Genomic DNA, 24,139 nt, shown 5'->3' on the forward strand with positions numbered 1-24,139 from the left:
GGGGGGTCCTCTCTCAGGCGGCGGACTCGGAGCCGCCGCGCCCCGACCCGCCCCGGCGACGACGGCGGCGCCGCGGCGTGGCGGTGCCACCCTCCCCGGCGTCGGCGCCCGGCGCCGCGGGCGCGGCGGTCGCGCTGTCGACGGCGGCTGCGGCGTCGCCGGTGCCACGGGTGCGGCGACGGCGCGGGCGGCTGCTGCGCTCACCGGCCGGCTGGTCGGCGGCGTCCCGACCCGGTCCGCTGTCGCGTCCGGCGTCCCGGCCCGGTCCGCTGTCCCGTCCGGCGTCCCGGCCGCCGGAGCGGCCGGCGGGGCGGTTCTTCTTGCCGGTCTCGCCGAGGTCCTCGAGGGTCTCGGCGGCCAGGCCCTCGCGGGTCCGCTGCGAGCGGGGCAGCCGGCCCTTGGCGCTCTCGGGGACGTCGAGGTCGCTGTAGACCCACGGCGAGGTGGAGTAGGTCTCCGGCGGGTCGGCGAAGTCCAGGTCGAGCGCCTTGTTGATCAGCTGCCAGCGCGGGATGTCGTCCCAGTCGACCAGGGTCACCGCGACGCCGGTCTGCCCGGCGCGGCCGGTGCGGCCGATCCGGTGCACGTAGGTCTTCTCGTCCTCGGGGCACTGGTAGTTGACGACGTGGCTCACGCCGGTGACGTCGATGCCACGGGCGGCGACGTCCGTGGCGACCAGGACGTCGACCTTGCCGCTGCGGAAGGCGCGCAGCGCCTGCTCACGGGCGCCCTGGCCGAGGTCGCCGTGCACGGCGGCGGCCGCGAACCCGCGCTCGACGAGGTCGTCGGCGACCTTCTGCGCGGTCCGCTTGGTGCGGCAGAACACCATCACCAGGCCGCGGTCGCGGGACTGCAGCACGCGAGCGAGCAGCTCGGGCTTGTCCAGGTTGTGCGCCCGGTAGATGAACTGCGTCGTCTGCGGGACGGTCGAGCCCTCGTCGTTGCCGTGCGCCCGGATGTGCGTCGGCTGGGTCATGAACTGGCGGGCCAGGTTCACGATCGGCCCGGGCATCGTCGCGGAGAACAGCATCGTCTGCCGCTGCTCCGGGACCATCGTCAGCACCCGCTCGATGTCGGGCAGGAAGCCGAGGTCCAGCATCTCGTCGGCCTCGTCGAGGACCAGCACCTTGACCTTGCCGAGGATCAGGTGGCCCTGCTGGGCCAGGTCGAGCAGCCGGCCCGGGGTCCCGACGACGATCTCGACGCCGCCCTGCAGCGACTGGACCTGCGGCTCGTAGGCGCGGCCGCCGTAGATGGCCTGGACGCGGATGCCCCGCCGTGCCCCGGCGGTGGCCAGGTCGCGCGACACCTGCACGCACAGCTCACGGGTGGGGACGACGACCAGCGCCTGCGGCACCCCGTCGCCGCCCTCGGCGGGGGGCACGACGCGCTGCAGCATGGGGACGCCGAACCCCAGCGTCTTGCCGGTGCCGGTGCGCGCCTGGCCGATGAGGTCGTTGCCGGCCAGGGCCAGCGGGAGGGTGAGCTCCTGGATGGCGAAGGTGCGGGTGATGCCGACCTCGGCCAGGGCCGCGACGACGTCGGGGTGCACGTCGAAGTCGCTGAACAGCGGACTGTCCTCGGCGACGGGCGCGCCGCCGAGCTCCTCGACGGTCTGCTCCAGCTGCTCGGGAGCCGGCGCGCCGGTCTCGGCATGCTCGAGGTCGGGGGTGGTGGGGACGGGGTTCTCGATGGAGGTCAGTGCTCTCGCCTCTGGTCTGCTGGGGAGCGGCGCTCGACGGCGGTGGCCCGCTGCGTCGGAGCCCGCCCCGGTCGTGGTCGCGGGGATCGGTTCCAGCGCCAACGCAGCCAGCAGAACCGGGCGTCCTGGTGATCGGCCCGGGAGACGGCTCTCGAGGAGCGTCGTCCAGCGGTCGTCAGCGCACAGATGTACCAGCGCGCCGAAGGGCACGCCGATTCCCATCCTAGCCTGCGCAGCGGTTAGCCTCCCTGGCGCCGCGCTGCCCGGCCGCCGGGGACCACCCGCCGGGGTCAGTGGCGGGACCGTTCGACCGACGCCGGGGGAGGGCACGTGACCGAGCCCGCGGGCTCCCGCGGCGACACGGTGGACACCCGTGCCGTCGTCGACCTCCTCGGCGTCCTGGCCTATGCCGAGCTCACCGCGTTCGACCGGCTCGCCGAGGACGCCCGGCTGGCCCCCACGCTCGCCGGACGGGCGGCGCTGGCGCGGATGGCGGCGGCCGAGATCGACCACCACACCCGGCTGACCGCCCGGCTCGTCGAGCTCGGCGCCGACCCCACCACCGCGATGACCCCGTTCGTGGCCGCCCTCGACGCCTTCCACGGCAGCACCCGCCCCCGCACGTGGCTGGAGGGACTGGTCAAGGCCTACGTCGGTGACGGGCTGGCTGCCGACTTCTACCGCGAGATCGCCGGGTTCCTCCCCGATCCGGACCGGGCGCTGATCCTCGACGTGCTCGCCGACACCGGGCACGCGGACTTCGCCGTCCGCGAGGTGCGGGCCGCGATCGCCGCGCACCGCACCGTCGCCGGCCGGCTGGCCCTCTGGGGACGGCGGCTGGTGGGCGAGGCGATCACCCAGTCGCAGGCGGTCATCGCCGAGCGCGACGAGCTCGCCCAGCTGATCATGGAGGGCACCGGGGACCTGGCCGGCATCGGCCGGCTGATCGACCGGATCACCGACGCCCACACCGAGCGCATGCGCGCGCTCGGTCTCAACCCCTGACGGAGGTCCTCGTGCCGCACCTGCTCGTCGTCGGTGCCGGTCCGGGCATCGCGGCGGCCACCGCCCGCCGGTTCGGCCACGAGGGCTGGTCGGTCTCCCTCGTCGCCCGGGACGCCGAGGCGGTGGCCGGGCTGCGCGACCAGCTGGCCGCGGAGGGGATCGACGCGGCGTCCGCCGCCGCCGACGCCGGGGACGGCGCCGGGCTCACCGCCGCGATCGGCACCCTCGTCGACACCGGCGGGCCGGTCGACGCCCTGCTGCACAACGTCTCGGTCGGCCGGGAGGTCGCCGCCGCCGACCTCACCCCCGACCAGCTGACCGCCGACCTCGCCGCCGGGGTCGTCGCCCTGCAGACGGCGGTGCGCGCCGTGCTCCCGGGCATGACCGAGCGGGGCAGCGGCACCGTCCTGGCGACCGGCAGCTCGGTCGCCGACCGGCCGATGGCGTCCCTGCCCACCCTGGGGGCACAGAAGTCGGCCCTGCGCGCGCTGGCCGTGGCCCTCGCCGCCGACCTCGCCCCCCGCGGCGTGCACGTGGCGACCGTGACCATCCGGGGCCTGGTCGGTCCGGGGAAGAAGATCGAGCCCGACCGCGTGGCCGCGCTCTACGCCGACCTGGTCGCCGAGACCGCCGGTCCCCGGGAGGACTGGCGCACCGTCGTCGACCTCACCTCCTGACGGCCGAGGGGGCGCCTCCGCGGTGCGGAGACGCCCCCTCGGGCCGTGCCGGTCAGCCGTGCCGGGAGGCGGTCAGCTGTGCCGGGAGCTCATGCCCCGGCGATGAAGCCCACCCGGCGCTGGTCGGCCTGGGCGATCTCCACGTAGGCGATCCGGTCGACGGGGACCAGGACCCGCCGGCCACGGTCGTCGACCAGCGTGAGCAGGCCGTCCTTCGTCGCGCCGGACATGGCCTTCGCCACCTCGGCCGCGATCTCGTCGGGGGTCTTGGGGCTGTCGATGACCAGCTCCCGGGGGGAGTGTTGGACACCGATCTTGACTTCCACGGGGGATGCCTCCTCGAGTTGCGGGCTGCACCCCACGCTAGTGCAGCGATCGGGACGCCGACCTGCGGTGCAGGTGCGCCGACAGCGAACGGGCAGCAGGACCCCGTCCCGCGGCCCCGTCCCGAGGCTCGCCCCGAGCGTGCGTCGAGTAGCAGGAGGACGGGGTCCTCCTGCTACTCGACGCGTGGGAAGCCCGAGATGCCCCGCCAGGACAGCGCGGTCATCAGGGACACGGCCTCGTCGCGCGACACGGTGCCCTTGCGCGGCAGCCACCAGCGGGCGCTGGTCTCGGCCAGCCCCGTCATGCCGGAGGCCAGCAGCAGGGCCCGCTCCCGGTCGACCCCGGTGTCGGCCGCGATGACCTCGGCGATCGCCTCGACGCAGGCGCGGTGACCGCGGTCGGCCAGGTCGCGCACCTCGTCGTCGTTGCGCAGGTCGGACTCGAACACCAACCGGAAGGCCGCACCCTCGGCGTTGACGAAGTCGAAGTACGCACCGACGGCGCCGTCGACCCGCGTCCGGTTGTCGTCCGTGCCCTCCATCGCCTCGCGCACCCGGTCGGTGAGCGCGGTGACCTGCTGGTCGAGCAGCGCCAGGTACAGCTCCCGCTTGCCGGGGAAGTGCTGGTACAGCACGGGTTTGCTGACCCCGGCCCGGTCGGCGATGTCGTCCATCGCGGCGGCGTGGAAGCCCTGCGCGACGAACACCTCCTGGGCCGCCTGCAGCAGTTGCAGCCGCCGCGCGCCGCGCGGCAGGCGGGCGGAGCGGCGGGTGGCGGAGGCGGGCCGGGGCAGGTGCATGACGCACGGATGTTACCGACGGGTCACCGGACTGCGCGCCGTGGCGGACGCTGACCTACCGTCGGCGGGTGACCTCGGCGCCCGCGACCACCCCCGGCCCGACCAGCGCCGTCCCGGCCCGGCTGTCGACGGTGCCGCTGCCTTCGAGCGACGTCCTGCCCCCGCCGTGGCCGGGCGGACCGGTGCTGGTGCGCGGCGGTGAGGTCTTCGTCCGCCGCACTCCGTGGACCGGCCCGGTGGACGGCGCGGCCGACGGCGCGCCCCGGGAACGCGCGCTGTACGTGCACGGCCTGGGCGGGGCGTCGACGAACTGGACCGACCTCGCCGCCCTGCTGGCCGTCCGCTTCGACGGCTGGGCGATCGACCTCCCCGGCTTCGGCCGATCGCACCCGCCGGCACGCGGGTCCTACTCCGTCCGGGGGCACGTGGCGGCCGTCGTCGACCTGCTCGAGCGGATCGTGGCCGAGCCGGGCGAGGGCGCCGGGCGGCCGGTGCACCTGCTGGGCAACTCCCTGGGCGGCCTGGTCTGCGTGGTCGTCGCCGCACGCCGTCCCGACCTGGTCGCCTCGCTGACCCTCGTCTCCCCGGCGATGCCGGTCTACCGGGTGCCGGCCGCGTTCAGCCGGCAACTGCTGCTCCTCCTGCTGCCCGGGGTGCCCGCGCTCGCCGAGCGCCGGCTCTCCGCCGTGACACCGGAGCAGCAGGTCCGCGGCATGGTGCAGATGTGCTTCGGCGACCCCCGGCGGGTGCCGCGGGCGCGACTGGACCAGGCGCTCGAGGAGATGCGGGAGCGGGCGGGGCAGCCGTGGGCGGTGCGCGCGCTGACCCGCAGCATGCGCGGGCTGATCACCTCCTACCTGCGGGTCGGCCCGGCCAACGCGTGGCGGATGGCGCGCTCGCTGCGGATGCCGACCCTCGTCCTCTGGGGCGACCGCGACCGCCTGGTCGATCCGGCGCTCGCCCCGCGGCTGGCCGCCGCCGTCCCGGACGCCCGGCTGCTCGTGCTCGAGGGGGTGGGGCACGTCGCGATGCTGGAGGCGGCCGAGCCGACGGCCCGGGCGGTGCTGGCCCTGGCCGAGGACGCCGCGGGCGCGGTGCCCGCCGCCGTCTCCTGAGGGTCATCACCGAGACGGTTCGGTCCAGCACACGCCGCGGTCGTGGGGTCTGCCCCTGACCCTCGGGTGCGTGAGAGCCTGGCGGGGTGAGCCCCGCGGACGCACCTCCCGGCCGCGGGCCGGGGCGGCGTCCACCGCTCCCGGGCGACCCGGTCCGTGGCCTGCCCCGCGTGCCCCCGCTCCCGGACGCCCGCGGCCGGCCACGCGACCCGGCGAGCGCGCGGACTGCCGGGTCCCCGGCGCCCCGGCCCGTCCCCCAGGGGCGCGAGCCGGCTGCCGGCCGTCCGGCCTCGCCGCCTCCCAGGCGTCGCCTCCCCGACGCCCAACCCCGCCCGGCCGGCCTCCACCCGACCGGCCCCCGCCTGACCGACCCCCGCACAGCCGGCCCTCGCCTCGCCGATCATCGCCTGGCCGGCCGGGAGCCGGTCGACCGGCGACCGCTCGTCGGGCGCCGTCCGCCGGGCGGCCGCATCCGGCGCTTCGTGGCCCGCTGGGGCTGGCGGGCCTACGCCATCCCCCTGCTCACGCTGGCCACCCTGCTGACGTTCGGGGACCTCCTGCTCGGTGGCTCCGGCACCACGCCGACGTCGGCCAGTCCGGCGGCCTCCACCGCTCCGACTCCCGCGCCGTCGAGCGCTCCGGACGCCGCGGTGAGCGAGGAGCCTCCGGCTCCCGCGCAGGGGGACGCGGGACCCACCGAGACCGCGCCGCCGCCCGCGGGGTCGACGGGCTTCGTCCAGCGGGGCGCGGGCACCGTGACGATCGTGGACGGGGCGTCCCCGGTCTACGGCAGCGGCCCCCTGCAGCGCTTCGTGGTGGAGGTCGAGGACGGCATCGGCGTGGACGGCGGCGCGTTCGCCGCCGCCGTGGAGGCGACGCTCGGCGACCCGCGGTCCTGGGGGAGCGGCGGCCAGATGTCCTTCCAGCGGGTCGGGGTCGCCGAGGAGGCCGCCGGTGACTACGCGTTCAAGGTGACGCTGATCAGCCCGGGCAACATGGAGGCCTACTGCCCGGGCGTGGGGACCGGGGGCTACACGTCCTGCCGCTACGGCGACCGCGCGGTGATCAACCTCGCGCGCTGGGAGACCGCCGTCCCCGACTACGAGGGCGACGTCCCGACCTATCGGCAGTACGTGGTCAACCACGAGGTCGGGCACGCCCTGGGCAACGGCCACCAGCGATGCCCGGGCGCCGGGCAGCTCGCGCCGGTGATGCAGCAGCAGACCCTGGGCCTCGACGGCTGCGCGAAGAACGCCTGGCCCCATCCGTGACGTCGACGTCCTCCGGACCGCACCGCCGCCGTCTGCTGCGGGCAGTCGCACGTCCGTCACCTCACCGGGTGCTCGGCCGGCGTCGGGGCGATCCGCTCTCCCTGTCCTTCTCCGAGGTGTGCCGGCACCGTCCCGTCGCGTTGACGTCCCCCTTCGTGGACGTCGACCGGACCGGCCCCCTCCGCGTCGCCCCGACCGGCTTCACGCGGCTGGGCGCCGGTCCGCGGGCGCCCTTCTGTTCGCTGGTCCTCGACGTCGGTCACGCGGACGAGGGCACCGGGATCGAACTCGGCCTGGACGGTCCGCGCGGCGGGGTGCGGGCGCGCCACGTGCCGGCCGAGGGGAGCGTCACGATCGAGGTCACCGGTGCCGGCGGCCCGCACGTCGTGGCCGGCACGACTGTGCCGGCGGCCCCGGCCGCCACGATCGCCCTGGTCCTGAACGAGAACCAGGTGACCGTGCTGATGGGGCCGGCGGAGGGCGACCTGCGGCCGGTGCTCACCGAGCGGGACGGCGTCCGCCGGCGGATCGACCTCCGGGACCCCACGGTGCTCGAGGGCCTGGAGTACGGCTACGGCGCCACGGGCACCGGCTCTGTGGAGCTGTCGGCGGTGCGGGCCGGCTACTCCGGCGGAGTGGGGGTCCGCGACCCGCAGGTGGTCCGGCGTCCCGACGGGAGCCCGCTGGTGCGGGACGGCAAGCTCTACCTGACGCTCACCAACGCGGGGCTCGGGTTCTTCCAGCAGGCCCACTGGGGGGTGTGGACCCTGGACCTCGCCGACCCCCGCCGGTTGACGCAGGTCGCGGCCTTGTTCTCCGCGCGCGACGGGCTCGTCCTCGGCGACCACGCCGGGCAACTGGTGGTGGACGAGGTCACCGGCCGGACCATCGTGCTGGTGTCCTCCTGGGGCGACCACGACCCGGACACCGGCGTGCACGTCCGGCACCTCGTGACGGACGGCGTGGACCTGCTGACCGGCGTGCACGTCCTCGCGACGGAACGGCTGGCGTTGCCGACGGCGGAGAGCGCCTGGGACCCGTCCCTCGTGCGGGTCGGCGACCGGTGGCACATCGCCTTCACCGAGTGCGTCTCGTTCGGCCCGCCCCGCTACGTCTTCCACCCGGCACTGGCCGTCGCCGCCCCCGGTGCCGACTACGCCGACGGGCTGACGCTGGTCGGTGCCGACAGCGGTCGAGAGCAGACCGAGGGCACGATCCTCGAGCGGTTCGGCCGCCGCTGGTACCTGCTGGCCAGCGACCGCGACGCCGCCGAGTACCCCGTCTACGACCTCGACCTGCGGCACCGGGGGTCCCTGCGGGCGCCGTACGGGACGAACATCCCGCATCCGATGGTCGTGCGCGCCGGCACTCATCGCCGGGCGCCGTGGTGGTTGCTGACCTTCGACGGGACGGGCTGGCACGAGGACCAGCTCGGCTACGGCACGCACGGCGACTTCGTCGTCCTCAGCACGGGCTGACCTGATCCGGCCGGCTGCGGGAAGAGGGGGACGTGCCGCGCTGTTGTCCCGACGAACGCCGGCCCGACGAGGGCCGCTGTCGAGCATCTGAGGAGCAGCAGTGTCCTTGCCACCCCTGGTGGAGCCCGCCGCCGACCTCTCCATCGAGGAGGTCCGCCGCTACAGCCGCCACCTGATCATCCCGGACGTCGGGATGGACGGGCAGAAGCGTCTCAAGAACGCCAAGGTGCTCGCCGTCGGCGCCGGTGGCCTCGGGTCGCCCGTGCTGATGTACCTCGCCGCGGCCGGTGTCGGCACCCTCGGCATCGTCGAGTTCGACACCGTCGACGAGTCCAACCTGCAGCGCCAGATCATCCACGGGCAGTCCGACGTCGGCCGGTCCAAGGCCGAGAGCGCGCGCGACTCCATCAAGGAGATCAACCCGCTCATCGACGTCCGCCTGCACGAGACGCGGCTGGACAGCGAGAACGTGCTGGACATCTTCAGCCAGTACGACCTGATCGTCGACGGCACCGACAACTTCGCCACGCGCTACCTGGTCAACGACGCGTGCGTGCTGCTCGACAAGCCCTACGTGTGGGGCTCGATCTACCGCTTCGACGGCCAGGTCTCGGTCTTCTGGAACGAGCACGGGCCGAACTACCGCGACCTGTACCCGGTGCCCCCGCCGCCCGGCATGGTCCCGAGCTGCGCCGAGGGCGGCGTCCTCGGCGTCCTGTGCGCGACGGTCGGCGCCATCCAGGCCACCGAGGCGGTCAAGCTGATCACCGGCATCGGCGAGACTCTGCTCGGCCGGCTGATGGTCTACGACGCCCTGGAGATGACCTTCCGCACGATCAAGGTGCGCAAGGACCCCGAGGGCGAGCCGATCACCGGGCTCATCGACTACGAGGCCTTCTGCGGCGTCGTCTCGGTCGAGGCCCAGGAGGCGGCCGCGGGCTCGACGATCACCGTCGACGAGCTCAAGGACATGATGGACGCCGGCAAGGACTTCGACCTGATCGACGTCCGGGAGCCCAACGAGTACGAGATCGTCTCCATCCCGGGCGCCCGGCTGATCCCGAAGGACGAGATCCTCTCCGGCCGCGCGCTGTCCGAGCTGCCGAACGACCGGCCGATCGTGCTGCACTGCAAGACCGGTGTGCGCTCGGCCGAGGTGCTCGCCGCCGTCAAGAACGCCGGCTTCAAGGACGCCGTCCACGTGCAGGGCGGCGTGACGGCGTGGGCCACCCGGATCGACAAGGCCCTCCCCACCTACTGACGAAGGACCCCGTCGCCCCCCGCACCTCGCACGCTCGGCGCGGTCCCTGCGACGGAGCCTCACGGCGCGCTGCGCTCCCCTGAGGAGCGCGGCGCGCCGTCGTCGTCTTGACTGTCCGGCATGGCCGACTTCTCGCCGGTGGAGCTGCTCGAGCTCTTCCAGCGCGCGCAGGCGTCCTTCACCGACCGGGTGGACGCGATCGAGCCAGGGCAGTGGGACGACGAGGCGCTGCCCGGGTGGACCGTCGCCGACCTCGTCGCCCACCTGGTGAAGGAGGCGCTGTGGGTGCCTCCGCTGCTCGCCGGCGAACCGGTCGACCTCGTGGACGGTCGCTTCCCCGAGGACACCGAGGACCTGCTGGGCGACGACCCGCTCACGGGCTGGGAGACCGCCGCCGATGCCGCGCTGGCGGCGTTCGCCGAGGACTCCGCCCTGCGCCGGACCGTGCACCTGACCCGGGGGCCGATCCCGGCGGCGGAGTACGTCGAGGAGCTGACCGTCGACCTGACGGTGCACTCCTGGGACCTGGCCCGGGCGACGGCGGGGGACACCGCACTGGACCCGCAGTTGGTCACCGCCGCGCTCGTGATCGCCGACCGGGTCCCCGCCGACGGGGTCGCCGGCCGGTACGCCGCCCCGCTCGACGTGCCCGCCACCGCCCCGCCCCAGACCCGGCTGCTGGCCCGCTTCGGCCGGCGGGCGTGAGGGCGCCACCCGCCGCTCCGGCGGGTCGCGCCCCCGGGAGCCCGGGCGGTCACCTCTAGGCTCGGGCGTTCGCCGCGTCCCGGGAGGTCATCCGCATGAGTCAGCCGCCTTCGGGCCAGGATCCGCACGGTCCCGGCAGCACGGGTCAACCGCCGGGCCAGGGCGGGTGGGGACAGCCGCAGGGGCAGGGTGGCTGGGGTCAGCCCCCGGAGGGCCAGGGCGCGGCCCCCGGCCAGCCGCCGGGCCAGTACGGCCAGCCCGGTCAGTTCGGTCAGCCCGGGCCTTACGGCCAGCCGGGTCAGCCGGGTCAGTACGGCCAGCCCGGGCCGTACGGCCAGCCGGGTCAGTACGGGCCGCCCGGCCAGTACGGGCAGCCCGGGTCCTACGGCCAGCCGGGTCAGTACGGGCAGCCCGGTCCCTACGGTCAGCCGGGGCAGGGACCGGCAAGGAGCAAGCGGGGGCTGGTCATCGGCCTGGTCGCCGGCCTGGTCGCGCTCATCGCCCTCGCCGTCGTCCTCGTCGTCGTCCTCGGTGGCGACGACGACCCGGCGCCCGCGGCGAGCGGCTCGTCCTCCGCGAGCTCGTCGAGCGCCTCGTCCAGTTCGTCCTCGCGCTCGACCACCAGCAGCCCGCCGCCGCCGACGGCGAGTGCACCGGCGCCGGCCGGGGACCTGCTGTCGATCCTGCCGACCGACTTCACCGACTGCACGGAGTCGCCGCTGGGCGGGGACGGCGACGTGGCGCACGCCACGTGCGGCGCCAGCACGACCCAGCCCGGCCCGGTGACGGCCGAGTTCTACCAGTACCCCGACCAGGCGCTGCTCGACTCGACCTTCACCAACGAGGTCAGCGGCCTCGGACTCGGCGACATCCCGGCCGGCGAGGACTGCAGCACCACGCCCGGCATCGGCCCGTGGAACGCCGGCGCCAACACCGGGCTGGTCGCCTGCACCATCGACACGGCCAACGGTGCGGTGGTCATCGCCTGGACCGACGACGCGGCGCTGGTGCAGGGCTTCGTCGCCGCGCCCGGGGCCACCCAGGCCGACCTGGCCACGCTGTACGACTGGTGGCGCAACCACAGCGACTACGTGCTGTGATGCCGGCGGCGCCCGGAGGACCGCCGTCCCCGGGCGCCGCCGCGTCCCCGCAGGACGTCGACGAGGCGGTGTACGACGCGGTCGAGGCGATCCCGCCCGGTCGGGTGAGCACGTACGGCGCGATCGGCCGGCTGGTCGGCGTCGGACCGCGTCGGGTCGCCCGCGCCCTGTCCCAGGGCGGCGGCGTCGTCCCGTGGTACCGGGTGGTGCGCGCGGACGGCACCGTGGCCGAGCCGGTGCGGGTGCGACAGCTGGAACTGCTGGCCGGCGAGGGGGTGCCGGTCCGGGACGGCCGCGTCGACCTGGCCGCCGTCGGCTGGCCCTGAGACCACGCACACGACCCGGGCGTCCCGGGACCGTCGGCGACCCGTGCTCCAATCGGGAGGTGGCACAGCGGGGGGAATCGAGCGCGCCGGTCTACCGGCTCGTGCAGACCGATCCGGAGCCGGCCGCCCGACCGCGGCTGGACCCGACGCAGCAGACGGTGGTCGACCACCCCGGTGGTCCGCTGCTGGTGCTGGCCGGACCGGGCACCGGCAAGACGACGACCATCGTCGAGGCCGTCGCCGCCCGCATCGACCGGGGGGTGGACCCCGAGCAGATCCTCGTCCTCACCTTCAGCCGCAAGGCCGCTGCCGAGCTGCGCACCCGTGTCACCGGGCGCGTGGCGCGCACCATCCGCGAGCCGCTGGCCCGCACGTTCCACTCCTACGCCTACGGGGTCCTGCGCCGCGCGGCGCTGCTGCGTGGCGAGGCCCCGCCGCGGCTGCTGACCGCCGCCGAGCAGGACGCCGTCGTCGCGTCGCTGCTGCGCGGTGACGTCGAGGAGGAGGGGGCGGTCCGCTGGCCCCCGGCCCTGGCGCCCGCACTGGCCACGGCGGGCTTCCGCACCGAACTGCGCGAGCTGCTGCTGCGCGCCACCGAGCGCGGCGTGGGTCCCGACCAGCTCGCCGCGTGGGGCCGCGAGTCCGGGCACGACGCGTGGGTGCACGCCGCGGCCTTCCAGGAGCAGTACGAGGCGGTGACCGCGTTCGCGACCGCCGGCCGGGGCGACGCCTCGGGGTACGACCCGGCCGAGCTGGTCCGCGAGGCCATCGCGGAGCTGGCCGGGGACCCCGAGCTGCTGCGCCAGGAACGCGAGCGGGCCCGCTGGCTGTTCGTCGACGAGTACCAGGACACCGACCCGGCCCAGGTGGAGCTGCTGGAACTGCTCGCCGGCGGCGGGGGAGACCTCGTCGCCGTCGGTGACCCCGACCAGGCGATCTACGCCTTCCGCGGCGCCGAGCCGCGCGGCATCGTCGAGTTCCCCACCCGCTTCCGGCACGCCGACGGCCGGCCCGCCGGACGGCTCTCCCTCGGCGTGTGCCGCCGGTCCGGCGCCGAGCTGCTGCGGATCAGCCGGACGGTCGCCGAGGGGCTGCCGGGCCCGTGGGAGCACCGGCGGCTGCAGCCGGTCGAGGGCAGCGACGACGGCACCGCGGAGGTGCACGTCTTCGGCGCCGCCGCCATCGAGGCCGCGTACCTCGCCGACCTGCTCCGCCGGGCGCACCTGCTCGACCGGGTGCCGTGGTCGCAGATGGCCGTCGTGGTGCGCTCGACCCTCGCGCTGGGGCCGCTGCGCCGGGCGCTGACCTCGGCCGGGGTGCCCGCGACCGTCTCCTCCGACGACCTCCCCCTGGCGGCGCAGCCGGCCGTCGCGCCGTTCCTCGGGGTCCTGGCGGCTCTCCTGCCCGGTGACGACGGCGCGCCGGCCGGTCTGGACGAGCCCGCGGCCGAGGCGCTGCTGAGCTCACCGCTCGGCGGCGCGACCGTGCTCGACCTGCGCCGGTTGCGACGAGCGGTCCGGATCGCGCTCGCGCGCCAGGGAGTCGACGCGGCCGAGCGGGGGGCACCGCTGGCCGCCGCGCTGTCCGACGAGCTGCTGCTGGAGACGCTGCCCGAGCACGTCGCGCGCCCGGCCCGCAGGGTCGCCGACGTGCTGGCGGCCGGCCGGGTGGCGCTGGTCGCCGACGGCACCGCGGAAGACGTGCTGTGGGCGATGTGGCAGCGCAGCGGGCTGTCCGGTCGGTGGGCGCGGGCCAGCGCCGCCGGCGGAGCTGCCGGGGCCGTCGCCGACCGCGACCTGGACGCGGTCGTCGCGCTGTTCGACGCCGCCGCCGGGTTCGTCGACCGGCTGCCCTCGGCCGACGTCCGGGCGTTCGTGGCGCACCTGGCCGCCCAGGAACTGCCCGGGGACGGCGGGGCGGCCCGCGCGGCGGCCGACGAGACCGTCCGGCTGCTGACCGCGCACGCCGCCAAGGGCCTCGAGTGGGACCTGGTCTGTGTCGCCGGCGTGCAGGAGGGCGTCTGGCCCGACCTGCGGGACCGTTCTTCGCTGCTGGCCACCGAGGAGCTGGTCGAGCGCGCCGCGGGCATCGACGGCACCGTCGTCGACCGGCGGGTCCTGGCGCTGGCCGAGGAGCGGCGGCTGTTCTACGTCGCCTGCACCCGGGCGCGCCGGCGTCTGGTGGTCACCGCCGTCCAGGGCGCGCTCGACGGCGCCGAGGCCGGCGCGACCGCCTCCCGCTTCCTCGATCTCGTCGTCCCTGCCCCGGCGGAGGGGCGGCCGCTGACCGAGCTGCCCCGGTCGCTGACCCTGCCCGCCCTGGTGGCCGACCTGCGCCGCGCCGTGACCGACCCGCACACCCCCGCCCCGCGGCGGGCCGCGGCGGCGGGCGTGCTGCGCCGGCTGGCCGACGAGCACGTGACAGGGGCAGCCCCGGAGCACTGGTGGGGCCTGGCGCCGCTCTCCGACGACGCTCCGCTGGTGCCGGCGGAGGACCCGGTCCGGGTGCGGCCCTCGGCCATCGAGACCTTCCAGCGCTGCCCGCTGCGCTGGGTGCTCGGCGCGGTCGGCGCCGAGGCCTCGCCGGACGCCACGCGGACGGTGGGATCGGCGGTCCACGCGGTCGCCCAGCGGGTCGCCGACGGCCTCCCGTCCGCGCAGGCGCCCGCCGCCCTGGCTGCCGAACTCGACCAGCTCGACCTCGGGCCGGGCTGGTCCGACCAGCGGCAGCGGGACGCGGCGCAGGAGATGCTCGACCGGTTCCTGGGCTGGCACGCGGCCAACCGGCGGGAGCTCATCGCCGCCGAGGAGGACTTCGACGTGGTCGTGGGGCGCGCCCGGCTGCGCGGCCAGGTCGACCGGCTGGAGCGGGACGCCGAGGGGCGGCTGGTCGTCGTCGACCTCAAGACCGGGAAGACCGCGCCGCGCGACGTCGAGGAGCACGGGCAGCTGGCCGCCTACCAGGTGGCCGTCGCAGCGGGGGCCTTTCCCGACCACGGCACGGTCCCCGGGGGTGCTGCGCTGCTGCAGGTGGGCACCGGCGCCAAGGCCAAGGAGCAGCGCCAGGAGCCGCTCCCCGCCGCCGTCCCGCTGGAGCGGACGCCGGCCGGTGAGCTGGTCGCCGAGGTGGGGGAGGGGATGGGCGGTGCGGCCTTCGAGGTGCGCACCGGCAGCCACTGCCAGCGCTGCCCGGCCCGCCGCAGCTGCCCGCTGCACGAGCGCGGCCGGCAGGTGACCGCGTGAGCGCCGAGCAGCTGTCCTTCGACGAGCTGTTCGCCGAGGAGCCCGTTGCGGCGCCGGCCGCCCGGGCCCTGCTCACCCCCGCCGAGGTGGCCGCCCGCTGTGGCCTGTCCTACGCGCCGTCGGAGGAGCAGGCCCGGGTTGTGGCCGCCCCCGCCGACCGGCCCCTGGTCGTGGTCGCGGGCGCCGGGTCGGGCAAGACGGAGACGATGGCCGCCCGGGTGTCGTGGCTGGTGGCCAACCGGATCGTCGCCCCCGAGGCTGTCCTCGGGCTCACGTTCACCCGCAAGGCGGCCAGCGAGCTCAACGAGCGGATCCACCTCCGGCTGGGCGCGCTGGCCCGGCACCCCGAGACCGATCGCGACCTGCGGGAACGACTGGACATCGGCGCGCCGACGGTCGCCACGTACCACGGCTACGCCGCGGCGCTGGTCGCCGAGCACGGTCTGCGGATCGGCGTCGAGCCCGGCGCCGGCGTGCTCGGCCCGGCCATGTGCTGGGGGCAGGCCACCCAGGTCGTGAGCGCCTACACCGGCGACATGGACGACGTCCCGCTGTCCCTGCTGACCACGGTCGAGGACGTGCTGGCCCTCGCCGCGGAGATGGGCGAGCACGACGTCACCCCGGCCGCGCTGCGCGCCTGGACGGCACGGTTCGAGGCGCAGATCACCGGCTGTGCCGACGCCCCGAAGAAGCGGGGGCCGTACAAGGACGTCCTGGACGTGCTGGCGCGCCAGCGGGCCCGGGTCGCGCTGCTGCCGCTGGTGGAGGCGTTCGAGGCCCGCAAGCGGGTCATGGGCGCCATCGACTACGCCGACCAGGTCGCCTCCGCCGCGCGCATCACCGTCTCCGCGCCGGAGGTGGGCCGCCGCGAGCGGGCCCGATGGGCGGTCGTGCTGCTCGACGAGTACCAGGACACCAGCGTCGGTCAGCTGCGCATGCTCGAGGCGCTGTTCGGCCGGGAGACCGGCCACCCGGTGCTCGCCGTGGGCGACCCCCGGCAGTCCATCTACGGCTGGCGGGGCGCGTCCGCCGGCACCATCGAGCGCTTCGCCCGCACCTTCCCGGGGGTGCGGGGACGCCCGGCGCAGCGGCTCACCCTGGCCACCAGCTGGCGCAACGACGAGGCCGTCCTCGCCGTCGCCAACGCCGTCTCGGCCATGCTGCCGCCCCCGGACGCACCCCTGCCCGACCTGGCTGCGGCGCCCACGGCCGGGCGCGGGGCGGTCACCGCCGGGTTGTACGCCACCGTGGCCGACGAGACCGCCGCTCTGGCCGATCGCCTCGCCGCCTGCTGGCACGGCACCGACCCCGTGCTCCCGCGCCGTCCCGACGGCCGGCCGCCGACGGTCGCGGTGCTGGCCCGCACCCGCAAGCAGCTGCCGGGCATCGCCGCGGCGCTGCGGGAGCGCGGCCTGCCGGTGGAGGTCGTGGGCCTGGGTGGCCTGCTCGAGGTGCCCGAGGTGTCCGACGTGGTCGCCACCCTCACCGTGCTCGTCGACCCGACCGCCGGCGACGCGCTGGGCCGGCTGCTCACCGGTGCCCGGTGGCGGATCGGTCCCCGTGACCTGGCCGCGCTCGAGTCCCGGGCCCGGGCGCTGGTGCACTCGCGGCGTCCCGGCCGCGACGGAGGCGAGGAGGGCGCGCCGGAGCCGCCGCAGGAGCGCGGCAGCATCGTCGAGGCGCTCGACGACCTCGGGGATCCCGGCGCCTACTCCGCCGCCGGTCACCGCCGGCTGCGCCGGCTCGGCGGCGAGCTCACCGCGCTGCGGGGGCGGCTGGGCGAGTCGCTGCCCGACCTCGTCGACGAGGTGGCCCGCACCCTGGGCCTGCAGACCGAACTGGCCAGCGCGCCCGGGGTCAGCCCCGCCGCCGCCCGCGCGCACCTGGACGCCCTGCACGCGGTCGCCGCCGAGTTCACCGAGCTGGCCGACCTGCCCTCGCTGCCGGCCTTCCTCGGGTACCTGCGCGACGCCGAGGAGCGCGAGCGGGGGCTGGAACCGGGTGAGGTCGCGGTCAACCCCGAGGCCGTCCAGCTGCTCACCGGCCACTCCGCCAAGGGACTGGAGTGGGACGTGGTCGCCGTCCCCGGCATGACCGCCGACCAGTTCCCGGCCCGGCCGGGCGTCAGCGACTCCTGGATCAAGGACCCGGGCGCCGTCCCGGTGGACCTGCGCCCCGTCGACCGGGAGGACCTGCCCCGGCTCCGGCTGCCGGTGCCCGGCTCGGGCGACCAGGCCGTGGTGCGCCAGGCGCTGGACCGGTACGTGCAGGACTGGAAGGACTTCGGCACCGGTGAGGAGGTCCGGCTGGGGTACGTCGCGGTCACCCGCGCCCGGCACCTGCTGCTGTGCTCGGGCAGCTGGTGGCGGGACGGGATCAAGCCGTGCGGCCCCTCGTCGCTGCTGCACACCGTGCGGGAGGCGTGCGAGGCCGGCGCGGGCGCGGTGGTGCACTGGGCCCCCGCCCCGGAGGACGGCGCCGAGAACCCCGCGCTGGCCGAGTGGCCGATCGGGGTCTGGCCGGCCGATCCGCTCTCGGCCGGCCGGCGACGCGCGCTGACCGCCGCCGCCGAGCTGGTCACCGGCTCGGCCCCGCACCCGCTGGACACCGAGCGGCTGGGGGAGGCCGACCCCCTGGTCGACCAGTGGGTCCGCGACGCCGACCTGCTGCTGCGGGAGCGGGCCCGGGCGGCCCGGCCCGCCGTCGACGTCCCGCTGCCCTCTCACCTGTCGGTGTCGGCGCTGGTGACCCTCCGCCGTGACCCGGGGGAGCTCGCCCGGCGGCTGCGCCGGCCGATGCCCGCGGCCCCGGCGCCGCAGGCCCGGCGCGGAACCGCCTTCCACACCTGGCTGGAGGAGCGTTTCGGCGCGGCCCGGCTGCTCGACCTCGACGAGCTGCCCGGCTCCGGGGACGAGTTCGCCGTCCCCGACAGCTCGCTGGCGCAGCTGCAGGAGGCGTTCCTGGCCAGCGAGTGGGCCGACCGGCAGCCGGTCGAGGTGGAGGTGCCGTTCGAGACCCCGCTGGGTCCGCTCACCCTGCGCGGCCGCATCGACGCGGTCTTCGCCGGCACCGACGGCGGCTTCGAGGTCATCGACTGGAAGACCGGCCCGCCGCCGTCGGCCGGCGACCTGGCCGCCGCCGGTGTGCAGCTGGCGGCCTACCGGCTCGGCTGGGCCCGGCTGACCGGCGTCCCGGTCGACCGGGTCAGCGCCGGCTTCCACCACGTCGCCGCCGGGGTGACCGTCCGCCCGGTCGACCTGCTCGACGAGTCCGGCCTGGTCGCCCTGGTCACCGGCACCGAGACCTGAGGACGGCCCCCGGCAGGGTGGTCCCGTCCAGGGCACCGCCGCGAGCTGGCGAGCGGTGGGGAGGACGGGGTCCTCAGCTGGAGGCGATCCGGTCCAGGACGGCGGCGGCCAGGGCCTCGGGCGCCTGCTCGGGGATCCAGTGGCTGGTCCCGGCCAGCTCCACGAAGCGGTAGTCGCCGGTGACGCAGGCGGCGCACCCGTCCGCGGCGGTGCGGCCGACGGCGACGTCCCCGTCGCTCCACACGTAGGACGTCGGCACGGCGACCTGGTCGACCGGGGTGGCCGAGCTCATCGCCCGGTACCAGTTCAGCGCCGCGCGCAGCGCGCCGGGAGCCGACAGGACGGCGACGTACTCGTCGACCGCCTCGCGCGGGACGGCGTCGCCGAACATCCGCCGCAGCCGGCGGGCGTCGTCGGCCAGCAGCAGCTCCTCGGCCCTGCCCTCCTGCCAGAACAGCCGGATGTAGGCCGACCGCTCCTGCTGCTCGGGATCGGACCGCCAGGCCGTGGTGAACGCCGTCGGGTGCGGCACCGAGACGGCGGTCAGCGAGCGCACCCGGTCCTCGTGCCAGGCAGCCAGTGCCCAGGCCACGTTGGCGCCCCAGTCGTGCCCGACGACGTCGGCCCGCGGCACCTCCAGCGCCGTCATCAGGTCGGCGGTGACCTGGGTCAGGGCCGGCAGCGCGTAGGCGCCCACCTCGGCGGGGCGGGCGCCGGGGGAGTAGCCGAGCTGGTCGACCGCGTAGGTGCGCAGGCCCGCCTCGGTCAACCGCGGGGTGACCGCGGACCAGGACAGCGACGTCTCGGGGAAGCCGTGCAGCAGCAGCACCGGCCGCCCGTCGGCGGGGCCGTCGGCCCGGACGTCGAAGGTGAGGTCGCCGACGTCCACCTGCAGCAGCGCTCCGGGCATGGCCGCGACGCTAGCCCCGCGGAGCCCCCGCCGCGCGCGCCGCTACCGTCAGTCCCGTGGACAGCCCGGAACGCGCATTCGTCACCGCGCACCTCGACGACCTGCACGGCGACCTGGACGCCTGGCTGCGGATCCCGTCGATCTCCGCCGACCCGGCGCACGCCTCCGACGTCGCCGCGAGCGCGGAGTGGCTGGCCGCCGCCCTGCGGCGCACCGGCTTCCCCACCGTGGAGATCTGGCCGACCCCGGGTGCCCCGGCCGTCTTCGCCGAGTGGCCGTCGGCCGACCCCGGTGCCCCCGTCGCCCTGGTCTACGGCCACCACGACGTGCAGCCGGTCGACCCGCTCGAGCTGTGGGTGCACCCGCCGTTCGAGCCGACCAGGGTCGAGGGGCCCGACGGGCCGGAGCTGCACGCCCGCGGGGCCATCGACGACAAGGGCAACGTCGCCTTCCACCTGCTGGGCATGCGCGCGCACCTGGCGGCCACGGGCCGCGACACCCCCGCGGTGACGGTGAAGGTGCTGGTGGAGGGCGAGGAGGAGTCGGGGTCCCCGCACTTCGCCGACCTGCTGCGCGCGCGGGCGGACCGGCTGCGCTGCGACGTCGTCGTCGTCAGCGACACCGGGATGGCGGCGCCGGACGTCCCCAGCGCCGTGGTCGCCATGCGCGGCCTGGCCGACGCCGAGATCACCCTGCGCGGGCCGGACGTCGACCTGCACTCCGGCTCCTTCGGCGGCGGCGTCCCCAACCCGCTGCACGCCATGGCGACGCTCATCGCCAGCCTGCACGACGCGCAGGGGCGGGTGACCCTGCCCGGCTTCTACGACGCGGTCCGCCCGCTCACCGACCGGGAGCGGGAGCTGATGCGCCGGGTGCCCTTCGACGAGTCCGCCTGGCTGGCCGGCCCGGCCGCCTCCCGCACCACCGCCGGTGAGACCGGCTACTCCACCCTCGAGCGGATCGGCGCCCGGCCCACCGCCGAGGTCAACGGCATGTGGGGCGGGTACACCGGGCCCGGCCACAAGACGATCATCCCGGCGGAGGCGCACGCGAAGGTGACCTTCCGGCTCGTCGCCGACCAGCGCCCCGCGGACCTCGCCGACCAGGTGCGCGCCTGGGTCGCGGCGAACACCCCCGAGGGGATCGTGGCCGACGTGCACGTCCCCCCGGGCGGGGTCTCCCCGTGCGCCAGCGACCTGGACTCCCCGGGGATGGCCGCCCTGCTGGCCGCGATCGGGCGGGCGAACGACCGCGACCCCGGCGACGTGCTGTTCACGCGCGAGGGGGGCAGCGGCCCGGAGGCCGACCTGGTCGACGTCCTCGGCGCGCCGCTGCTGTTCCTCGGCGCCGGACTGCCGACCGACCGCATCCACTCCCCGAACGAGCGGGTGCTGCTGCCGATGCTGTACCGCGGCGCCGAGGCGGCCGCCCACCTCTGGCGCGAGCTGGCGGCCGTGCCGTTCCCCGCCCGGTGACGGGCCCCACCGACGGCGAGGTCTTCGGCCCGTACCGGGTGCTGGGAGTGCTCGGCCGCGGCGGGATGGGCCAGGTGCTCCGGGCCCACGACGCCGAACACGAGCGCGACGTCGCCCTCAAGGTGCTCTACCCCCAGTGGGCGCAGGACGAGGGCTTCCGCGGCCGGTTCCGCCGGGAAGCGCGCATCGCGGCCCGGCTCAACGAGCCGCACGTCATCCCCATCCACCGGTACGGGGAGATCGACGGTCAGCTGTTCCTCGACATGCGGCTGGTCGAGGGGGAGGACCTGGACTCCCTCCTCCGGCGGGGCGGCCCGGTGGACCCCGCCCGCGCCGTCGACCTGGTCGGCCAGGTCGCCCGGGCGCTGGACGCCGCACACGCCGACGGCCTGGTGCACCGCGACGTCAAGCCCTCCAACGTGCTGCTCGTCGCCCGGGCCGACGGTCGTGACCTGGCCACCTCCGCCGCGGGGGAGGACTTCGCCTACCTCGCCGACTTCGGCATCGCCCGGGGCGCCGACGACGGCCCGGGACCAGCGCTGACCGCGACGGGCACCGCGGTGGGCAGCACCGAGTACATGGCGCCCGAGCGCTTCGGCTCGGCTCCGCCGGACGCCCGGGGCGACGTCTACTCCCTGGCCTGTGTGCTGTTCGAGCTGCTCACCGGCCGCCGGCCGTTCGCGCCGGCCGACCCCATGGGCCTGATGGTGGCCCACCTGCACGAGCCGCCGGAGCGTCCCTCGGTGGTCCGCCCGGGGCTGCCCCCGGCCCTGGACGACGTCGTGCTGCGTGGGCTGGCGAAGGACCCGGCGCAGCGCTGGCAGACGGCGGGCCAGCTCGCCGCCGCGGCGCGCGCGGCGCTGGCTGCCAGCGGCGTACCGGTGCCCCGGACCGACGACGCACCGACCGCGGTCGGTGCGTCGGCCGCCGAGGGGGGCCGGGCGGTCACCCGGCAGGAGCTGCCGGCCGCGCCGGTGCCGGCCCCGCCGACCGCCGTCGGGCCGCCCCCTCACATCGGGCCGCCGTCCTCCGCCGGGACGCCGGCCCCCGGACCCCGCGCCGACCGGCTGCCGTGGGTGGTCGCGGCTGTGGCCGGTGTGGTGGCGCTGGCGCTGGCCGTGCTGCTCGTGGTCACCGACGGCCGCGCCGACGATGCCGCGGACGACGCCTCGGGGGCGGCGGACCGGTTGCTGGCCCTCGCCCTGCCCGACGGCGTCGACCCGGCCCGGTGCACCGGCGAGGCCCCCGCCGACGGGCAACTGCGTCGGCTGAGCTGCCCGGCCGTCGAGGGGGACGTCGACGTCCCGGCCGGCACCTACACGGTCTACGCCGGCGACGGCGCGTCCGCCGCCGTCGCCGCGCACGTGGAACAGGCGGGCCTGCCCGAGCTGGAGGACGTCTTCGACTGCGGCGTCTCCGACGGACCCCAGGGCTGGGTGCAGCTGACCGACTTCGACGACGCCCCGGTGGGCCGGCTGACGTGTTCGGTGGACGCTGACGGTGACGCCCAGCTGCGCTGGACCTGGGACGACCTGGGCACGGTCGGCCTCGCGGAGCTGCGTGGTGGCGGCGAGAACGGGTTGTCCACCCTCCGGTCGTGGTGGTCCGGCGCGGCCGACCGTCAGTGACCGGCAACGGGCGGCGGCCGTCCTAAGGTGGCGCCCGTGACCGGCGGAGGACAGGGCGGGAGCGCACCGGCGGGCTGGTACCCCGACCCGGACGGCGCGCCCGGCATGGTGCGCTGGTGGAGCGGGGCGAGCTGGTCGGACGTCACCACCCCGGCGGGTCCCGGCGTGACCGTGCAGGCCACGCTCGTGCAGGCCCCGGACCCGCCGGCCGCGACCGGCCCGGCCACCGTGCACGCCGTCCCGGCCGTCCCGGCCGTGCCGCCGGCCCCGAGCGGGCGGCGCACCGCGTGGGTGGTCGGGTTGTCGGTGCTCGGGCTGGTGCTGGTCGTCGTCATCGCGCTGCTGGTCGGCCGGGCGTCGCCGAGCCTCGTCGACGACCCGGCCTCGGCCGACCCTCCGGTGCCTGCCGGCCCCACCTTCCCGCCGGACACCGTCCGGATCGTCGACGAGGCCGCCGGCATCTCCTACCCCTACCTGGGCGGGGGCTGGTACGAGTACGCCCAGGGAGTCATGCGGGAGACCACGTCCGTCGCCGGCCAGTTCTTCACCACCCAGGACCTCACCCCCGACGGGGGCACGTTCATCGCCCAGTGCACCTCGGGACCGCTGTCGCCGGACTTCGGCGCCGCCGGACCAGAGGGCCTGCAGGGCACCCTCGCCCAGGTGGCCGACAGCGTCCGCGGCAACTACTACCCGTGGCCCAACGAGCGCCGCGTCCTGCGGGACGAGGCGCGCACGGTCGACGGCGCGGCGGCGCACCTGGTCGAGTTCGACCTGTCCTGGGAGGTGGAGGGCTACGACGCGACCGGGGAGCGGGCGGCGCTCCTGCTCATCGACGTCGGCCGGCCCGCGCCGGCGCTGCTCTACGTGTCCATCCCGAACACCCACGCCGAGCTGTACGGCGTCATCGACCAGGTCGTCGACGCCGTCGAGGTGCTCTGACCGGGCTCTCCCCGACCCGTGCCTGTCCTTGAACTGTCCTTAGGGCGGCCTTGACCCGGCCGGCGACATGGTCTGCCCATGACACGAACCCTCGCCCCCCGCGTCCTGTACACCGCCTCCGGGGCCGCCGCCGTCGGCCTCGTCGTCCTGGCCGTCGCCGTGGTCGACGCCGGCGCCTCGCCGGCTCCGCAGCCCGCGTCGGCCACATCCGCGCCGTCCACGTCGTCCACGTCGTCCACGCCGTCCGGCACGGAGGTCGCGCCCCTGCCACCCGCGGCGTCGCCGGGAGAGCAGGTGACCGTCGGGGGCACGGTCTCCGCGACCTGTGAGGGGGGCGTGCCCTCCTACGCCGGTACGCCGGCGCCCGGGTGGTGGGCGGACGACTCCCCGCGCCCCGGCGAGGTGGAGTTCGAGAACGGCACCCAGAAGGTCGAGATCAGGATCAGCTGCGTGGCCGGGGTCCCGCAGTTCTCCGTCGAGGGTCCCCGCGACGACGACCGTGGCCGCGGACGGGGGAGCGACGACTCACCGGGGGCTCCGGCGGCGTCCACCTCACCGAGCGGGCGTGGCCACGACGACTCCGACGGCCGCCACGGCGGCGGACACGGGTCCGACGACGGCCCCGGTGACGACTCCGCCGGTCGGGTGGGCGGCGGTCACGGCTCCGACGACGGCGACGACTCCGGTCGCGGCCGTGGCCGGGGGCGCGGCGGCGACGACTGACCGGCCCCCTCCGTCCCGGTGACCGCCGGGCCACCCGGGCCCGGCGGTCACTCCTGCCCGCGGTGCCCGCCCCGTCGACCGGGGAGCGGACTCCTCCACGGCGGGCTCCGCACCGCCCGGCGGGGCAGCGGGATCAGGGGCGCGG

At 76.3% G+C, this 24,139-nt stretch carries 19 protein-coding genes; 15 read left to right on the top strand and 4 right to left on the bottom strand.

From position 1 onward, the window contains the following. Nucleotides 1-13: 13 nt before the first annotated feature. Nucleotides 14-1,804, bottom strand: coding sequence for a DEAD/DEAH box helicase (locus tag GCU56_RS05250; protein WP_239521814.1), 1,791 nt, complete (start codon nucleotides 1,802-1,804; stop codon nucleotides 14-16). A gap of 228 nt (nucleotides 1,805-2,032) precedes the next feature. Between GCU56_RS05250 and GCU56_RS05255 the strand changes: the two genes are divergently transcribed. Both GCU56_RS05255 and GCU56_RS05260 read left to right on the top strand, forming a co-directional pair. Then, a complete protein-coding gene (locus GCU56_RS05255; RefSeq protein WP_163480474.1) occupies nucleotides 2,033-2,707 on the top strand; it encodes a ferritin-like fold-containing protein in 675 nt (224 codons plus the stop codon). A gap of 11 nt (nucleotides 2,708-2,718) precedes the next feature. After that, nucleotides 2,719-3,384: an SDR family NAD(P)-dependent oxidoreductase gene (locus GCU56_RS05260; protein WP_163480475.1), complete on the top strand. Its 666-nt coding sequence runs from the start codon at nucleotides 2,719-2,721 to the stop codon at nucleotides 3,382-3,384. A gap of 89 nt (nucleotides 3,385-3,473) precedes the next feature. On the opposite strand, the gene GCU56_RS24430 is transcribed toward GCU56_RS05260, so the two are convergent. Continuing rightward, nucleotides 3,474-3,710 carry a DUF3107 domain-containing protein gene (locus tag GCU56_RS24430; RefSeq protein WP_012950239.1) on the bottom strand — a complete coding sequence of 79 codons (237 nt, stop codon included), beginning with the start codon at nucleotides 3,708-3,710 and terminating at the stop codon, nucleotides 3,474-3,476. Nucleotides 3,711-3,883: 173 nt separating this feature from the next. After that, nucleotides 3,884-4,510: a TetR/AcrR family transcriptional regulator gene (locus GCU56_RS05270; protein WP_163480476.1), complete on the bottom strand. Its 627-nt coding sequence runs from the start codon at nucleotides 4,508-4,510 to the stop codon at nucleotides 3,884-3,886. A 68-nt stretch (nucleotides 4,511-4,578) separates the two neighbouring features. Between GCU56_RS05270 and GCU56_RS05275 the strand changes: the two genes are divergently transcribed. The 9 genes from GCU56_RS05275 to GCU56_RS05315 all read left to right on the top strand — a co-directional run bounded on the left by GCU56_RS05275 (nucleotide 4,579) and on the right by GCU56_RS05315 (nucleotide 18,316). Further along, nucleotides 4,579-5,625 carry an alpha/beta fold hydrolase gene (locus GCU56_RS05275; protein WP_163480477.1) on the top strand — a complete coding sequence of 349 codons (1,047 nt, stop codon included), beginning with the start codon at nucleotides 4,579-4,581 and terminating at the stop codon, nucleotides 5,623-5,625. A gap of 482 nt (nucleotides 5,626-6,107) precedes the next feature. Then, entirely contained in the window at nucleotides 6,108-6,896 is a 789-nt protein-coding gene (locus GCU56_RS05280) for a DUF3152 domain-containing protein (protein ID WP_345771646.1), read from the top strand. Nucleotides 6,897-7,036: 140 nt separating this feature from the next. After that, a complete protein-coding gene (locus GCU56_RS05285; RefSeq protein WP_163480479.1) occupies nucleotides 7,037-8,374 on the top strand; it encodes a hypothetical protein in 1,338 nt (445 codons plus the stop codon). Nucleotides 8,375-8,474: 100 nt separating this feature from the next. After that, nucleotides 8,475-9,635, top strand: a complete 1,161-nt coding sequence (gene moeZ, locus GCU56_RS05290; protein WP_163480480.1) for an adenylyltransferase/sulfurtransferase MoeZ — start codon at nucleotides 8,475-8,477, stop codon at nucleotides 9,633-9,635. Nucleotides 9,636-9,755: 120 nt separating this feature from the next. Further along, complete coding sequence (locus GCU56_RS05295; RefSeq protein WP_163480481.1) at nucleotides 9,756-10,340, top strand: TIGR03086 family metal-binding protein; 585 nt, start codon at nucleotides 9,756-9,758, stop codon at nucleotides 10,338-10,340. A gap of 95 nt (nucleotides 10,341-10,435) precedes the next feature. Continuing rightward, nucleotides 10,436-11,440 (top strand): collagen-like protein, encoded by a 1,005-nt coding sequence (locus tag GCU56_RS05300; protein WP_163480482.1) that lies wholly within the window; start codon nucleotides 10,436-10,438, stop codon nucleotides 11,438-11,440. After that, on the top strand, nucleotides 11,440-11,766 hold the full coding sequence (locus tag GCU56_RS05305) for an MGMT family protein (RefSeq protein WP_163480483.1): 327 nt from the start codon (nucleotides 11,440-11,442) through the stop codon (nucleotides 11,764-11,766). Before GCU56_RS05300 ends, GCU56_RS05305 begins: the two co-directional genes overlap by 1 nt. A gap of 59 nt (nucleotides 11,767-11,825) precedes the next feature. Next, on the top strand, nucleotides 11,826-15,008 hold the full coding sequence (locus GCU56_RS05310) for a UvrD-helicase domain-containing protein (RefSeq protein ID WP_163480484.1): 3,183 nt from the start codon (nucleotides 11,826-11,828) through the stop codon (nucleotides 15,006-15,008). Then, nucleotides 15,005-18,316 (top strand): UvrD-helicase domain-containing protein, encoded by a 3,312-nt coding sequence (locus GCU56_RS05315; protein ID WP_163480485.1) that lies wholly within the window; start codon nucleotides 15,005-15,007, stop codon nucleotides 18,314-18,316. The genes GCU56_RS05310 and GCU56_RS05315 overlap by 4 nt, the downstream gene beginning before the upstream one ends. 73 nt (nucleotides 18,317-18,389) lie before the next feature. Here GCU56_RS05315 and GCU56_RS05320 read toward each other — a convergent pair whose 3' ends face one another. Further along, complete coding sequence (locus GCU56_RS05320) at nucleotides 18,390-19,226, bottom strand: alpha/beta fold hydrolase (RefSeq protein ID WP_163480486.1); 837 nt, start codon at nucleotides 19,224-19,226, stop codon at nucleotides 18,390-18,392. Between the two features lie 56 nt (nucleotides 19,227-19,282). Here GCU56_RS05320 and GCU56_RS05325 point away from each other — a divergent pair, with 56 nt between their 5' ends. The 4 genes from GCU56_RS05325 (at nucleotide 19,283) to GCU56_RS05340 (ending at nucleotide 23,994) form a co-directional block, all read left to right on the top strand. Next, nucleotides 19,283-20,701, top strand: coding sequence for a M20/M25/M40 family metallo-hydrolase (locus GCU56_RS05325; RefSeq protein WP_163480487.1), 1,419 nt, complete (start codon nucleotides 19,283-19,285; stop codon nucleotides 20,699-20,701). Continuing rightward, the gene (locus GCU56_RS05330; RefSeq protein ID WP_204331487.1) at nucleotides 20,698-22,329 is read left to right on the top strand and encodes a protein kinase domain-containing protein; all 1,632 of its coding nucleotides are present in this window, start codon (nucleotides 20,698-20,700) and stop codon (nucleotides 22,327-22,329) included. The genes GCU56_RS05325 and GCU56_RS05330 overlap by 4 nt, the downstream gene beginning before the upstream one ends. Before the next feature lie 36 nt (nucleotides 22,330-22,365). Beyond that, nucleotides 22,366-23,271 (top strand): DUF2510 domain-containing protein, encoded by a 906-nt coding sequence (locus GCU56_RS05335; protein ID WP_163480488.1) that lies wholly within the window; start codon nucleotides 22,366-22,368, stop codon nucleotides 23,269-23,271. A 78-nt stretch (nucleotides 23,272-23,349) separates the two neighbouring features. Beyond that, a complete protein-coding gene (locus GCU56_RS05340; protein WP_163480489.1) occupies nucleotides 23,350-23,994 on the top strand; it encodes a hypothetical protein in 645 nt (214 codons plus the stop codon). Nucleotides 23,995-24,139 lie beyond the last annotated feature (145 nt).

This window comes from Geodermatophilus sabuli (assembly GCF_010686765.1).
GTDB lineage: Bacteria > Actinomycetota > Actinomycetes > Mycobacteriales > Geodermatophilaceae > Geodermatophilus > Geodermatophilus sabuli_A.